Source organism: Rhodococcus sp. ACS1 (assembly GCF_002300155.1).
Taxonomy (GTDB): domain Bacteria; phylum Actinomycetota; class Actinomycetes; order Mycobacteriales; family Mycobacteriaceae; genus Rhodococcus_F; species Rhodococcus_F koreensis.
Map to the genome: position 1 here is coordinate 188,136 of NZ_NSDZ01000004.1, position 12,313 is coordinate 200,448.

Genomic DNA, 12,313 nt, shown 5'->3' on the forward strand with positions numbered 1-12,313 from the left:
CTTGCTGCATGACCTGGGCGGTGCGGGACGGCGACGAGGACGAATTCGCGTACGTGTTCACCGGCGAACTCGCTCAGCGTGTGGTGGACGAGGTGAGCCCTCGCCTCGACTACAACATCAATCTGATGGACCGCAATGGCCGGATCATCGGGTCGGTCGACGGGGCGCGTATCGGAACGGTGCACGCCGGTGCACTCGAGGCCATCCGGGACGGCCGGCGAGTTCTCGTGGACGCCGACGAGCAGTCGGCGGATGTCAGGGCCGGGATCAACATTCCTCTGACGCTCGATGGGCGGATCGTCGGAGCCGTCGGGGTCACCGGTGACCCCGCGGAGGTCGAGTCGGTGTGCAACGTCCTCGCGCTCACCGTGGAACTGTTGCTGCGAAATGAACAGCACCGGGACAGTTCGCGGTGGCGGGAAGCGGCCGTGCGTGAACTGCTCCTCGGCCTGGTGAACGGAACCGTCACCGAGAACGGCCTGCTGGAAGCGTTACGCCACATCGGTTCACCGATGACCCCGCCGTGGAACATCACCGCGGTCGTCCCCGCTTCCGGCAGCGGATCGTCGTCCCTTCCCTCATCCACATCGGTGGCCCTGCTTCGACGGATCCAGGGGGTCTCCGGTGTGGTTGCGGCCGAATTGCAGGGCGCGGTGTGGGTTCTGAGCGGTTCGGTGACAGACCGCACCCTCGCCGCGAGCCGGCAGCGGCTGCGCACCGGCGACGTCCGCCTCGTCACCGGCAGGCATGCTGCCTCGTCTCACGAATTGTCCGTGGACGCTGCCCGGCTGGGCCTACTCCTGCCCCGGGTGCACCTGCTGCCCGCGGGGGAGGAGATAGAACTCTCCGCATTGGTGCCCGAAACAGCTGTCGCACAGCAGTCCCTGGATATTTCCCACGACACCGTGGAGCGCGTCCTGACACCGCTGTCCGCGACCCTGCGCGAGACCGCTCGCGCCTTCCTCGACCACGATCTGTCGATCGCGGCGACGGCGACTGCCCTCGAGGTGCACCGCAACACGCTGGTCCAGCGACTCGATCGGATCCAGCACGTGACCGGACTGAACCTGCGCACTTTCGACCACGCCGTCGCCATGCGGCTGGCACTCCTCGCGGCTGCGGCGCTGGAGGATCCGTACCGCGGAGCGTGAAGCGCCGCCGAGCGCGCCAGAGTGGCCGACAATATGCACATATATGGCCGTCCAAATTGGGTGAAAATCTGTGCGGAATGGACATATGATGCCGGACTTGGGAGACCTACGCTCTATTCATGCGAAAGCGCACACCTACCGTTGTCCTCGCTCCCGACTCGTTCAAGGGGAGCCTCTCCGCCGTTGACGTCGCAGCCGCGATGGCCGCCGGTGTCCGCGTGGCGCTCGGCGCCGACGTCCGGATCGTGCAATGCCCCCTCGCGGACGGCGGCGAGGGCACGTTGCAGACCTTCCTCTCGGCGGGCAATGCCGAGCCCCGGGTGATCCACGCGCACGATGCCCTCGGACGCGAACGGACCGCCCGCTACGGACTGTCGAACGACGGCAGGGTCGCGATCATCGAGGCCGCGGAAGCGAACGGTCTGCCGCACGTGGCGGACGTTCCACCGTCACCGTTGCGGGCGGATACCTTCGGCGTCGGCGAAATCGCAGTCAGCGCATTGGAAGACGGTGTCGACGAGATCCTTCTATGCATCGGCGGCAGCGCAACTACCGACGGGGGCACCGGGATGCTCCGCGCACTCGGTGTCCGATTCCTCGGCGTAGACGGTCGCGACGTGGCACCCGGCGGTGCGGGGCTCGGTGACATCGCTGTCATCGACGAGTCGCAACTGCACCCCCGTGCACGGTCGGTGCGCTGGCGCGTCGCGACCGACGTCGACAATCCCCTCTGCGGGGAGAACGGGGCGGCCGCGGTATTCGGGCCGCAGAAGGGTGCGACGGCCGACCAGGTCCGCGAATTGGATTCCGGACTGGGACAGTTGGCGATCGCTCTCCGCACTGCGTACGGGGCCGACGTTCTGACCCTGCGCGGAGCGGGAGCGGCCGGCGGCATGTCGGCCTGCCTGAGCGCAATCCTCGCCGCGGAACTGGTGCCCGGGAGCGACCTCGTCTCGGAAACGGTGGGGCTGCGGTCACTGTGCGCCGACGCAGACCTGGTGATCACGGGGGAGGGGGCGTTCGACGCGCAGTCGCTGCAGGGGAAGGTAGTGCAGGGCGTCGTTCGTCAGACGCCGCCGGAGTGCCCCGTGGTCGTGATCGCCGGCACGGTTCGCTTGTCCGCAGCCGAGATTCGCGCTGCCCGGATCTCGGCGGCGTTCTCCATCGCCCGTGGACCGGCGGAACTCTGCGAATTGCTCGACAACACCGCCGAACTCCTTCGGGAGGCAACCGCTCAGGTCGTCGGACTGATCGACAGTCAGTGGAGCCGCCCCGCGTCGACGCCGACGCATCCGCGGGCGACCGCGGATAGTCCGTCGTGAGGAACCTGTCGAGTCACACAACCACTCTCATCTCAGCCGCGAGGAGCCACATGCCCACCATTGATCTCGAACGGTCCGCGTCACACACCGCACAGCCCGGTCTGCTCAGCACGTCCCGGCGCACGAAGATCGTGTGCACACTTGGACCTGCTACCGCCACCGGTGACCGTATTCGCGAACTCGTCGAAAGCGGTATGGACGTGGCGCGGCTGAACTTCAGCCACGGCGAACACGCCGATCACGAGGAGAACTACAAACGCGTGAGGGCGGCCTCGGACGCGACGGGCAAGGCGGTCGGTGTCCTGGCCGACCTGCAGGGCCCGAAGATCCGGCTGGGCCGGTTCGCGGAGGGTCGCACCACGTGGGCCAACGGTGAGGAGGTGCGGATCACCGTCGACGAGTGCGAGGGCACCCACGACCGGGTCTCGACCACCTACAAGCAGTTGGCGGAGGACGCCAAGCCGGGCGATCGGCTGCTGGTCGACGACGGCAAGGTCGGTCTCGTCGTCTCCGGTGTGGAGGGCAACGACGTGATCTGCCGGGTCACCGAGGGCGGCCCGGTCAGCAACAACAAGGGTGTGTCGCTGCCGGGGATGAACGTGTCGGTTCCGGCGCTGTCGGAGAAGGACATCGCGGACCTGGAGTTCGCGCTCGGGTTGGGTGTCGACTTCATCGCGTTGTCGTTCGTGCGGTCCCCGGCCGATGTGGAGCTGGTGCACGCGGTGATGGACCGGGTGGGCCGGCGGATCCCGGTGATCGCGAAGCTGGAGAAGCCGGAGGCGATCGACAACCTCGAGGCGATCGTGCTGGCGTTCGACGCGGTGATGGTCGCCCGCGGTGACCTGGGGGTGGAGTTGCCGCTCGAGCAGGTGCCGCTGGTGCAGAAGCGGGCCATTCAGATCGCCCGGGAGAACGCGAAGCCGGTGATCGTGGCCACGCAGATGCTGGAGTCGATGATCGAGAATTCGCGGCCGACCCGCGCGGAGGCGTCGGATGTCGCGAACGCGGTCCTCGACGGTGCGGACGCGGTGATGCTGTCCGGTGAGACGTCGGTGGGTAAGTACGTGATGGAGACGGTGCGCACGATGGCGCGGATCGTGGAGGCGGTGGAGAACGAGTCCACCCAGGTGCCGCCGCTCACGCACGTGCCGCGCACCAAGCGGGGTGTGATCTCGTACGCGGCCCGCGACATCGGGGAGCGCCTGGATGCGAAGGCGTTGGTGGCGTTCACGCAGTCCGGGGACACGGTGCGGCGGTTGGCGCGGTTGCACACGCCGTTGCCGTTGCTGGCGTTCACCCCGTTGCCGGAGGTGCGCAGCCAGTTGTCGCTGACGTGGGGGACGGAGACGTTCATCGTCGATCCGGTGGACAGCACGGATGCGATGGTGCGGCAGGTCGACAACGCGTTGCTGGGGTTGGGCCGGTACCAGAAGGGTGAGCTCGTGGTCATCGTGGCGGGGTCGCCGCCCGGCACCGTAGGCTCGACCAACCTGATCCACGTCCACAGAATCGGCGAAGACGACCACTAGGCGTCGGAAACGACTATCCCATGCCATCTTTGACACTCACGGTTCGACTGCTGACACCCCACTCCGATCTCTGGGACTGGCAGACCCGCGCGCTGTGCCGCACCACCCGTGCGGACGTCTTCTTCGGGCCGGACAGCGAAAGCAGAGCAACGCGAATTCGCCGGGAGAGGCAGGCGCAGGAACTCTGCCGGAGTTGCCCGGTCCGAAACGAATGCCTACGCCACGCACTCGACGTCGGCGAACCCTACGGCGTCTGGGGAGGGATGACCGAATCGGATCGGCGATTCGGCCTCGATCGGCCCCAACTGGATCCGCACGCAAACCGCAAGCCGGCCAAGAGGCTTCGCATCTCACCGCGGCACCCTCGCCCCGGAAGGCAGTGACTGGCTGACCGCGGTGGGTCAGCCTTCGACCGCGAGCACGGGTGCGGGACTGTCGAGCAGAATGCGCTGTTCGATGCTGCCGAGCAGGAGATTCCCGTCGGGGGGATCGGTGCCGGACCCCGATGACGACGAGGTGTACGTCTACCGACGCGTGGCGATTGTGTCACCGACCTGCTCCACCACAGCTGGCGCCAACTCAGGCCCACACTGGCCGAGTTGTGGCGTCTTGACGACTGGTATCTAGATATTTAGTATCTAGGTTATGCGGATGTCGCGAGGTGTCGAGTGGGCGATGCACGTTGTGCTGTCGCTGGCATGGGTGGATGACGATCGTCCGGTGTCGACTGCTGTGCTCGCACGCAGCTACGATCTACCGGCGCCGTACCTGAACAAACAGTTGCAGGCGCTCGTGCGCGCAGGGATTTTGACCTCCGTGCCCGGTGCCGCAGGTGGATTCGTGTTGACCCGCTCGGCCAAGCACATCAGTGTCCTGGACGTCGTCACCGCTATCGAGGGTGCCGAGGAGGCATTTCGGTGCACCGAGATCCGCGCCCAGGGCGTCGGTGCAGACATGCCGCCCGGCCAGCTGTCGATGCCGTGCGCGGTGTCGATGGCGATGCGGAAGGCGGATCTGGCGTGGCGGCGGGAGTTGGCCGGTCAGAGCGTCGACGACGTGCGAGTAGAAGCTGAACGACACGCGCCTGGACTCGCCGAACGAATGCGCCAGGCGTACGACCGGGGCTGATCGCAGGCGCCGCTGGTAGTTCCGAATCGTCCGTCCTACGTGGGCGGCTCACGCACAAGGAGAATCTAGATGTCAAATGTCCTGATTATTGGAGGCGGATTCGCAGGGGTCTGGGCGGCGGCGAGCGCCGCCCGGCTGCGACGCGATGCGGGCGTGCCGCGGAACGACCTTACGATCACACTGGTCGATGCTGGTGACGACCATGTCATCAGGCCCCGCCTCTACGAGCGGGAGCCGGAGAACAAGCGCTGCTCCCTCGATGGGCTGCTCGGCCCCATCGGAGTGGAGCGGGTCGCGGCCACGATCACATCCATCGATACCACCACCAACCAGGTTCACGGGATCACCCGAACCGGTGATACCACGTCGCTGAGCTACGACCGTTTGGTGCTGGCCACGGGCAGCCAACTCGTCACCCCCACCATTCCCGGTTCCCAACATCTCTTCGACATCGACACGCTCGGTGCCGCCACCTATCTCGACGGACACCTGCGTAGTCTGCCCGCATGCCCGGACTCGGAGGGCCGATACACGGTCGTCGTGATCGGGGCAGGATTCACCGGGCTCGAGATCGCCACCGAACTCACCGATCGACTCCGCGAGATCGCCGCGGATGCGCCGATCCGGGTGATCTTGCTCGATCGCGGCGACGTCGTCGGATCCGGGCTCGGTGAGGGACCGCGTCCGGCGATCCTCGACGCACTCGACACCCTCGGGGTCGAAGTCCGTCTCGGCGTGGATGTGACCTCGATCGACGCGCACGGGGTGGAGCTCGCCGACGGCGACCGGATCGCCGCGAACACTGTGATCTGGACGGCGGGCATGCAGGCCAGCCCCTTGACAGCGCACATCTCCGGAGAACGAGATCGCCTCGGCCGTCTCACCGTCGATGAGCATCTGAAGGTGGCCGGTCTCGCGGACGTGTTCGCCGCGGGAGATACCGCCGCCGCGCATGCCGACCCTGGCCACGTCGTGATGCAGAGCTGCCAGCACGCGTTGCCGCAGGGAAAGTTCGTCGGGCACAACGCTGTCGCCGATCTGCTCGGCCAAGATCTCGTGCCGTTTGCTCCCGCCTCTTATGTCACGTGCCTTGCTCTTGGACCGGCCGGGGCAGTCTTCGCTTCCGGGTGGGACCGACAGGTGCAGATGACAGGCGCAGAGGGAGCGGCGGTGAAGAAGTCGATCAACACCGTTGCGATCTATCCGCCCGTCGGTGATCCGGAGGCTCTGCTGTCGCTGGCGGTCCCGGACGGTACCTGGCGATCGGCCGAACTTGCGGCTCTCACCTGAGAATTGCCCACACGACGCGGATGCCGGGAATGCCCCACTGCGTCGGTGGCGCTCGTCAGACATTGAAGGTTCGGTCTCGAGGAGGCAAGATGGATGACTCTGTACCCTGCGAAGTTCTGCGAGTTGACCGGTCGCCGACCCGAACCGGTCTTGCCCGCAGCACGTTCTATCGGGGCGGGTTGTCGATGTGGGCGTGGGTGGCGCAACGAGTCAGTGGGATGGTGATTTACGTCTTCCTGTTGGTGCACGTGGCGGACAACCTGATGTTGCGGGTCTCGCCCGCCGCCTACGACGAGGTGATCGGCACCTACAAGACCCTGGTGATGGGTATCGGCGAAATCGGACTGGTCGCCGCCATCCTCGGACACGGGTTCAACGGGATCCGTATCGTCCTTCTCGATTTCTGGGCAAAGGGCATCGACAAGTCCCGCTGGATGCTGTGGACCGTGATCGTGTTGTGGGTGCTGGTGATGGTGCCGTTCGTCATTCGACATCTGAGCCACTATCTGTGAAAGGCGAACTAACGATGGATGAGACAGCGAACATCGCTGCTATAACCGCCGAGCCGAGACGCTCGAGTTTCGAGAAGTACGCCTGGCTGTTCATGCGGTTGTCTGGAGCTGTGCTGCTGGTGTTGGTTCTGGTGCACGTGTATGTCAATGTGGTGGCCGGCGACGGGGTGTTCAAGGTCGACTTCGCTTTCGTGGCAGGAAAGTGGGCGAGCCCGTTCTGGCAACTGTGGGATTTCCTGATCCTGCTGTTGGCGGTCCTGCACGGCACGAATGGGGTGCGGGTCATCATTGCCGACTATGCGGCGCGGCCGGCGCTGCGGTTCTGGCTGAACACACTGGTCACGGCGGCAGCAGCACTAATGTTGGTCGCCGGGGCATTGACCATTTTCACGTTCGACCCGTGTCCTGGTGCGGTCGGGGATCTGCCCTCGTTCTGTCCGGTACCGGCAGCACCGTCACACTAGGAGTGGATCATCATGTCTTTGGGACTCTTCTTCGAAGCCGTTCTCGCCGTGGCGGCGGTATTCATAGTGTGGTTCACAGTTTTCGTTCTTCGGCAGCTCGTCCGGAATCGGCTGGGACGGTGAGTAGGGTGAACAAGAGATTGGTGGCGATGGGATCGGCGATTGTTGTCGGCGCCGGGCTGCTCGCGTTGGGTGCAACGGCCGTGGCGATGGTCGCGACCGGGACGATTCCGGGCATCGCGGTGGGGGTGGCGCTGACCGTGTTCGGCGGTGTCATCGGAGTGTTGACAGCCAGCCAGATCCGATTCGGCCGCACCGCCGACATCATGCTCGCAAAGATGGTTGCTCAACAAGACTATCGAGGATACCCAGAGCTGGCACGCAGTCCCTCCGGTCGTGTGCTGCCCGCCGCGACCAGTGAATATCTTGCCCGATGCCGGGCGGGTGTCGCCGCTCGCCCCGATGACTGGCGGGAGTGGTTCCTCCTGGCCGGGGGGTACGAGATCGCACGGGACCACCGGAACGCGGTGCTCGCGTTGGCTCGAGCATCCGCACTCCAGAAGTCGGACTGAAACGCCGTGCGATCTTGACCGAACTGCGACGCGAATTGGGCGCAAGTTTCGATACGGGATAAGCGAGTATGGCAAGAGCCACACGCGCAAGTAGAGTTCAAAGATACTCCGCGTATCCACTACTGAATCGGAGAGCGTCCGATGCCTGACTACACGCTTCGTCAGATGACTTACTTCAAAGCCGTGGCCGAGTCAGGATCGATCTCAGGCGCTGCGGACCGCCTACACGTGTCTCCGACAGCTCTGTCCGCCGCGATCACCGAACTAGAGCGAATCTTGAAAAGTCAGCTCATGGTTCGTCGCAAAGCTCATGGTGTGAGTCTCACTCCAACAGGAAATTTCGTTTACAGCCGGGCTGTCGAGTTGCTGGACCTCGCAGATGAGGTACAGCTGGGTGCGGCAAATTGTGGAACCCAACTCGTGGGACCACTGGTCATCGGGTGCTACTTCTCACTCGCGCCGCGAATTCTGCCGGGTCTCCTCGAAGGCTTTGGCGCGCTTCACCCTGACGTCGCCATCGCCTTTGTCGAGTCCACTCAGGACGAGGTACAACGTCGACTGTTGGCTGGTGAACTCGACATCGCAATTGTCTACGATGTCGATCTCGGCGACGGATTGTCTTCCGCAGACCTGTACCGCACGTACGGAAAAGTCCTCCTGCCCGGTCTGCATCGGCTCGCTGATCAAGAGACCGTCACGCTGGCAGAGCTCGAGGATGACCCGTTGGTCCTGCTCGATTCAGCACCAAGCAGCGAATACACCCTGTCACTATTTCGCGACGCATTCGTGGATCCCACTATCCGATACCGTGTCTCCGATTATGAACTTGCCCGATCTCTCGTTGGGCGGAGGATGGGATATTCGATCGTCGTCCAGACGCCGGTCGCCAGCGTCTCGGTGGAGGGCCGGCCCCTCCTGGTCAAGTCAATCACGCCAGCGGTGTCTCCCGTCTCGGTCAAAGTCGTGTGGCCTCGAGACGTACGACTCAGCGATCGAGCGCAAGCGATGATCGACTTCGCAGTTTCTTCCTGCGGCGCAGATGATCTCGATGGTGTCGCCACTGCCGACGACATCCGCCTGACATGAGGGTACGCCCCGAGAGGTTGATGTAGCGTTCGCGGAATGTGTCGGCGAGGACGTGACCAGAAGATGATGTCCCACTGAACATCCACCGGAAGTCGGGCGTCGTCGGCATCGAGCTCAGATCACCCCGCCGTACTGAGACAGATGCGCTACTTGCGCGGAATTGTCCACTTTAGTGCACTTTAACGCCGACGACGCGCTGGCTACATTTAGTCGTAGACACAGGTAACGGTTGTCGCCTAGATCGTCCGGAGGCGATCCGTCTTCGATGCGGGTCAGCTGACGCTGCGGTCCACGATCGGCAAATCCTCGAATGCACAGCAAAGGACAGATATGAGCCTCACAGGGAACATCGCAGTCGTGACTGGGGGAGCAGCAGGGATCGGTTACGCGATCGTCGAGGCGCTCCTCGAGCAAGGAGCGTCCGTAATGATCTTCGATCTGAATGGAATCGTGGCTGCCGAGGCAGCGGCCTCATTGTCGAAGCAGTACAAGGGCAGAGTGGCATCGTGTCCGGGTAGTGTGACATCCACGTCCGACCTGGACGCCGCGTTCGATTCTGCCGAAGGTCTATTCGGACCTGTTGACGTCCTCATCAACAATGCCGGATTCTCAACCATAGCGCCGTTGATGCATCTGACTGAGGAGGATTGGACAAGGGTCCTGAGTGTGTTGACTACCGGACCCTTCCTCGGCACAAAAATATTGGCAAATCGTGCGGTAAAGCATGGTATCCCAGCTAATGTCGTGAATACATCATCGCTGAACTACAAAGCAGCGACCAATGGGTTGGCGCACTACTGCACTGCCAAAGCCGGCGTCAGTCAGTTTACGAAGGTCGCCGCGTCAGAACTCGGGCAGTATGGGATTCGGGTCAACGCAGTGGCGCCAGGACTGGTACGGACAAATCTCACGGAATCGGCTGGATTGACAACCGGGCTGAGTGGGCAACGGTTCCTGGAGAGGACCCCACTCGGGCGTGTAGGAGAGCCTCGTGACGTCGCGAAAGTCGTCGCCTTCCTGGTGTCGTCAGATGCCGGGTGGATCACAGGGCAGACGATCTCCGTTGATGGTGGAAACGAAATTCGGGGCCTCCACAGCTACTGGGACACGGCCTTAGAGCAGGCGGCCCTCGATGGCGTCTGATCGTGACTCGGGAATCGGGAGCGGCGCGAACTCGCGACTAGACTCCTGCTGATTCAGTGAAAGTTCTTCCTCGAGTACCAGTTTTACCAGCTCGGCACGATTGCGGACGGAAAGCAGCGCGAAGATTCTGCTTGCATACTTCTTGACGGTGTCGAGGCTCAATGTCAGTATCGCTGCTACTTCTTCGTTGGTACTCCCATCCGCAATCAGCTCGACCACTTCAATCTGTCGAGCAGTGAGACCCTCCCTCCATGACCGCAATCTCGTGGTCGGAAGCGCCCGCGCGAGCAGGGAAAGTTGACGAGCCAATAGTCCCAAGGCGTATATCCCCTGCGAGTCAGGTTTCTGCTCTTCAGAATCGAACAGTCCGACTAAAGCATGGGCGCCATGAGATAGATCAAGGTGCATCAAAGATGCGCTACGGAGGTGGTTGCGATAAAGGAAACCGGTGAGATACTCAGACGGACCAGAATCCAAATTTCTGAGCTGGCGAGCGTTGATTGCCGGGTGCCGTCTCAGCAGTGCTTGTGATTGTGGAGTGGCGAAGACGTCTTTGGTATGCCAACGCTCTTGGTATTCGTCCAGCGCAGCACCCGTGGTACGGCCAGTCGTCACCGGATTCGGATCAGAGAACGCGGAGCTAAAGGTATGCCCAGTCCAGAAAGTCGTGTTGGGGCAACGGTAGTACCGATGTAGTGACTCCATCAACTGAAATTTGAACGAATCCAGCGTGGCACTCCGTGAGCATGATTCGAGTATTGCGAAGATTCGCTCGTATTCAGAACTGGGAAGCGCCAATGGCCGACGGGGCGAAGACATGGTCGAACTCCTGGTAGTTGTGATGCGAACTACTCTGCTCCACCGCCGGCGGTATGGCAAGCGGACCTGGGCGATGAAGCGCCGGCTGAACGGACCGCGGTGCGAGGAACAACTTGATGTGCGCAAAATACGGCAATCCGGCGATGTGCTCGGGATACCTGGGATCAAACAGAAGGGATATGAGATGCGGGCATGGGTCTATCACGGAAATCAAGATCTAAGGATAGAGGATGTGCCAGAACCGATTCCCGGTCCGGGGGAAGTCAGGGTGCGAATTGCATACAACGGCATCTGCGGGTCCGACTTGCACGAGATATTCAATGGCCCGATGTTTACCCCACTCGAGACGGCGCACCCGACGACCGGCCATCGAGGACCTGTCGTGCTCGGGCACGAAGCGTCAGGAATCGTCGACGCAGTAGGGTCGGGCGACATCGATGTCGAAGTGGGCCAACGAGTCGCAATCGAACCGGTTTTTCGTGTGCCTGGCGACGATGCGAACTACAACCTCGACGCGGCCTTCTACGGTCTCTCGCTCAACGGATTCTTGGCGGACTGCGCCGTCGTGCCCCGAGGAGCACTCCACGTCCTGCCTGACGAGGTAAGCCTGATGGACGGCGCACTCTCGGAGCCGATCGCGGTCGCCTGGCGCGCGGTTGAGCGGGCTGATCTCAGCGTTGACGACAGCGTGGTGGTCTTCGGCGGAGGGCCCATTGGCATTGCCGCAGCGTTGAGTCTCCGCGCGAAGAAGATCAACCGGATCGTCATCGTGGAGCCAGCTCACCGTCGGAGGAGCGTCGTGAGAGGCATGGGCTTCGACACTCTCGATCCAACATCCGCTGACTTCCGGGACAATCTGGCATCACTTGCAGGCTCAGGAGTTCAGGCGTGCATCAACGCCGCCGGCGTTGCGCCGGTGATGGCGCAAGCGATTGACATACTCGCTCCAGGCGGCAAGCTGATGGTGGTTGCCACGCACCTGGAACCGGTGCCGATCGACCTCAACCAACTCCTCATGGCAGAGAAGACAATTCTCACCTCGATCGGATACCGCGACGACTTCCCGAATGTCATCGAACAGCAGGCGCGAGGCGCATTTCCGACGAGCAGCTGGGTTGAGACAGTGCCTTTTGACGCACTGGTCGAGACTGGGCTGAGTCGGTTGAGAACAGGCGAGGCAATCAAGACCCTCATCGAGGTCAACGGCGGATAGTCCCCGCACTATCAGTGCGGTGACATCGGACATCGATGTCATGACATTGCAGAAATTCATCAGAACCCAAGAGAAATCCCTACA

At 62.9% G+C, this 12,313-nt stretch carries 13 protein-coding genes; 12 read left to right on the top strand and 1 reads right to left on the bottom strand.

What is annotated here, in order from left to right:
- Positions 1–8: 8 nt before the first annotated feature.
- From CJ179_RS13195 to CJ179_RS13245, 11 genes are all read left to right on the top strand, one after another.
- Positions 9–1,151, top strand: coding sequence for a sugar diacid recognition domain-containing protein (locus CJ179_RS13195; protein ID WP_095861832.1), 1,143 nt, complete (start codon positions 9–11; stop codon positions 1,149–1,151).
- A 119-nt stretch (positions 1,152–1,270) separates the two neighbouring features.
- A complete protein-coding gene (locus tag CJ179_RS13200) occupies positions 1,271–2,473 on the top strand; it encodes a glycerate kinase (protein ID WP_095861833.1) in 1,203 nt (400 codons plus the stop codon).
- A gap of 50 nt (positions 2,474–2,523) precedes the next feature.
- Positions 2,524–4,002: a pyruvate kinase gene (gene pyk / locus CJ179_RS13205; RefSeq protein WP_244163708.1), complete on the top strand. Its 1,479-nt coding sequence runs from the start codon at positions 2,524–2,526 to the stop codon at positions 4,000–4,002.
- A gap of 20 nt (positions 4,003–4,022) precedes the next feature.
- Positions 4,023–4,385: a WhiB family transcriptional regulator gene (locus CJ179_RS13210; RefSeq protein WP_072951380.1), complete on the top strand. Its 363-nt coding sequence runs from the start codon at positions 4,023–4,025 to the stop codon at positions 4,383–4,385.
- A 262-nt stretch (positions 4,386–4,647) separates the two neighbouring features.
- Positions 4,648–5,130: an Rrf2 family transcriptional regulator gene (locus tag CJ179_RS13215; RefSeq protein ID WP_072951377.1), complete on the top strand. Its 483-nt coding sequence runs from the start codon at positions 4,648–4,650 to the stop codon at positions 5,128–5,130.
- 69 nt (positions 5,131–5,199) lie between these two features.
- Positions 5,200–6,420, top strand: coding sequence for an NAD(P)/FAD-dependent oxidoreductase (locus tag CJ179_RS13220; protein ID WP_072951375.1), 1,221 nt, complete (start codon positions 5,200–5,202; stop codon positions 6,418–6,420).
- Between the two features lie 89 nt (positions 6,421–6,509).
- Positions 6,510–6,932: a succinate dehydrogenase, cytochrome b556 subunit gene (sdhC, locus tag CJ179_RS13225; RefSeq protein ID WP_083395731.1), complete on the top strand. Its 423-nt coding sequence runs from the start codon at positions 6,510–6,512 to the stop codon at positions 6,930–6,932.
- Positions 6,933–6,946: 14 nt separating this feature from the next.
- Complete coding sequence (locus CJ179_RS13230; RefSeq protein WP_095861834.1) at positions 6,947–7,396, top strand: succinate dehydrogenase; 450 nt, start codon at positions 6,947–6,949, stop codon at positions 7,394–7,396.
- Between the two features lie 128 nt (positions 7,397–7,524).
- Complete coding sequence (locus CJ179_RS13235; RefSeq protein ID WP_095861835.1) at positions 7,525–7,968, top strand: hypothetical protein; 444 nt, start codon at positions 7,525–7,527, stop codon at positions 7,966–7,968.
- A 141-nt stretch (positions 7,969–8,109) separates the two neighbouring features.
- Positions 8,110–9,054, top strand: coding sequence for a LysR family transcriptional regulator (locus CJ179_RS13240; protein ID WP_095861836.1), 945 nt, complete (start codon positions 8,110–8,112; stop codon positions 9,052–9,054).
- Positions 9,055–9,384: 330 nt separating this feature from the next.
- A complete protein-coding gene (locus CJ179_RS13245; RefSeq protein WP_072951366.1) occupies positions 9,385–10,197 on the top strand; it encodes an SDR family NAD(P)-dependent oxidoreductase in 813 nt (270 codons plus the stop codon).
- Here the strand turns inward: CJ179_RS13245 and CJ179_RS13250 are convergent.
- Entirely contained in the window at positions 10,168–10,812 is a 645-nt protein-coding gene (locus CJ179_RS13250; RefSeq protein WP_257015475.1) for a LuxR C-terminal-related transcriptional regulator, read from the bottom strand. The two genes, CJ179_RS13245 and CJ179_RS13250, sit on opposite strands and share 30 nt — an antisense overlap.
- A gap of 202 nt (positions 10,813–11,014) precedes the next feature.
- Between CJ179_RS13250 and CJ179_RS13255 the strand changes: the two genes are divergently transcribed.
- Positions 11,015–12,229, top strand: a complete 1,215-nt coding sequence (locus CJ179_RS13255) for a zinc-binding dehydrogenase (RefSeq protein WP_095861838.1) — start codon at positions 11,015–11,017, stop codon at positions 12,227–12,229.
- Positions 12,230–12,313: the final 84 nt, after the last annotated feature.

What these genes read in the sequence shown, in the direction of transcription:
- CJ179_RS13195 (WP_095861832.1), top strand. Translation starts at nt 9, where the DNA reads ATGACCTGGGCGGTGCGGGACGGCGACGAGGACGAATTCGCGTACGTG.
- CJ179_RS13200 (WP_095861833.1), top strand. Translation starts at nt 1,271, where the DNA reads ATGCGAAAGCGCACACCTACCGTTGTCCTCGCTCCCGACTCGTTCAAG.
- pyk (WP_244163708.1), top strand. Translation starts at nt 2,524, where the DNA reads ATGCCCACCATTGATCTCGAACGGTCCGCGTCACACACCGCACAGCCC.
- CJ179_RS13210 (WP_072951380.1), top strand. Translation starts at nt 4,023, where the DNA reads ATGCCATCTTTGACACTCACGGTTCGACTGCTGACACCCCACTCCGAT.
- CJ179_RS13215 (WP_072951377.1), top strand. Translation starts at nt 4,648, where the DNA reads ATGCGGATGTCGCGAGGTGTCGAGTGGGCGATGCACGTTGTGCTGTCG.
- CJ179_RS13220 (WP_072951375.1), top strand. Translation starts at nt 5,200, where the DNA reads ATGTCAAATGTCCTGATTATTGGAGGCGGATTCGCAGGGGTCTGGGCG.
- sdhC (WP_083395731.1), top strand. Translation starts at nt 6,510, where the DNA reads ATGGATGACTCTGTACCCTGCGAAGTTCTGCGAGTTGACCGGTCGCCG.
- CJ179_RS13230 (WP_095861834.1), top strand. Translation starts at nt 6,947, where the DNA reads ATGGATGAGACAGCGAACATCGCTGCTATAACCGCCGAGCCGAGACGC.
- CJ179_RS13240 (WP_095861836.1), top strand. Translation starts at nt 8,110, where the DNA reads ATGCCTGACTACACGCTTCGTCAGATGACTTACTTCAAAGCCGTGGCC.
- CJ179_RS13245 (WP_072951366.1), top strand. Translation starts at nt 9,385, where the DNA reads ATGAGCCTCACAGGGAACATCGCAGTCGTGACTGGGGGAGCAGCAGGG.
- CJ179_RS13255 (WP_095861838.1), top strand. Translation starts at nt 11,015, where the DNA reads ATGGTCGAACTCCTGGTAGTTGTGATGCGAACTACTCTGCTCCACCGC.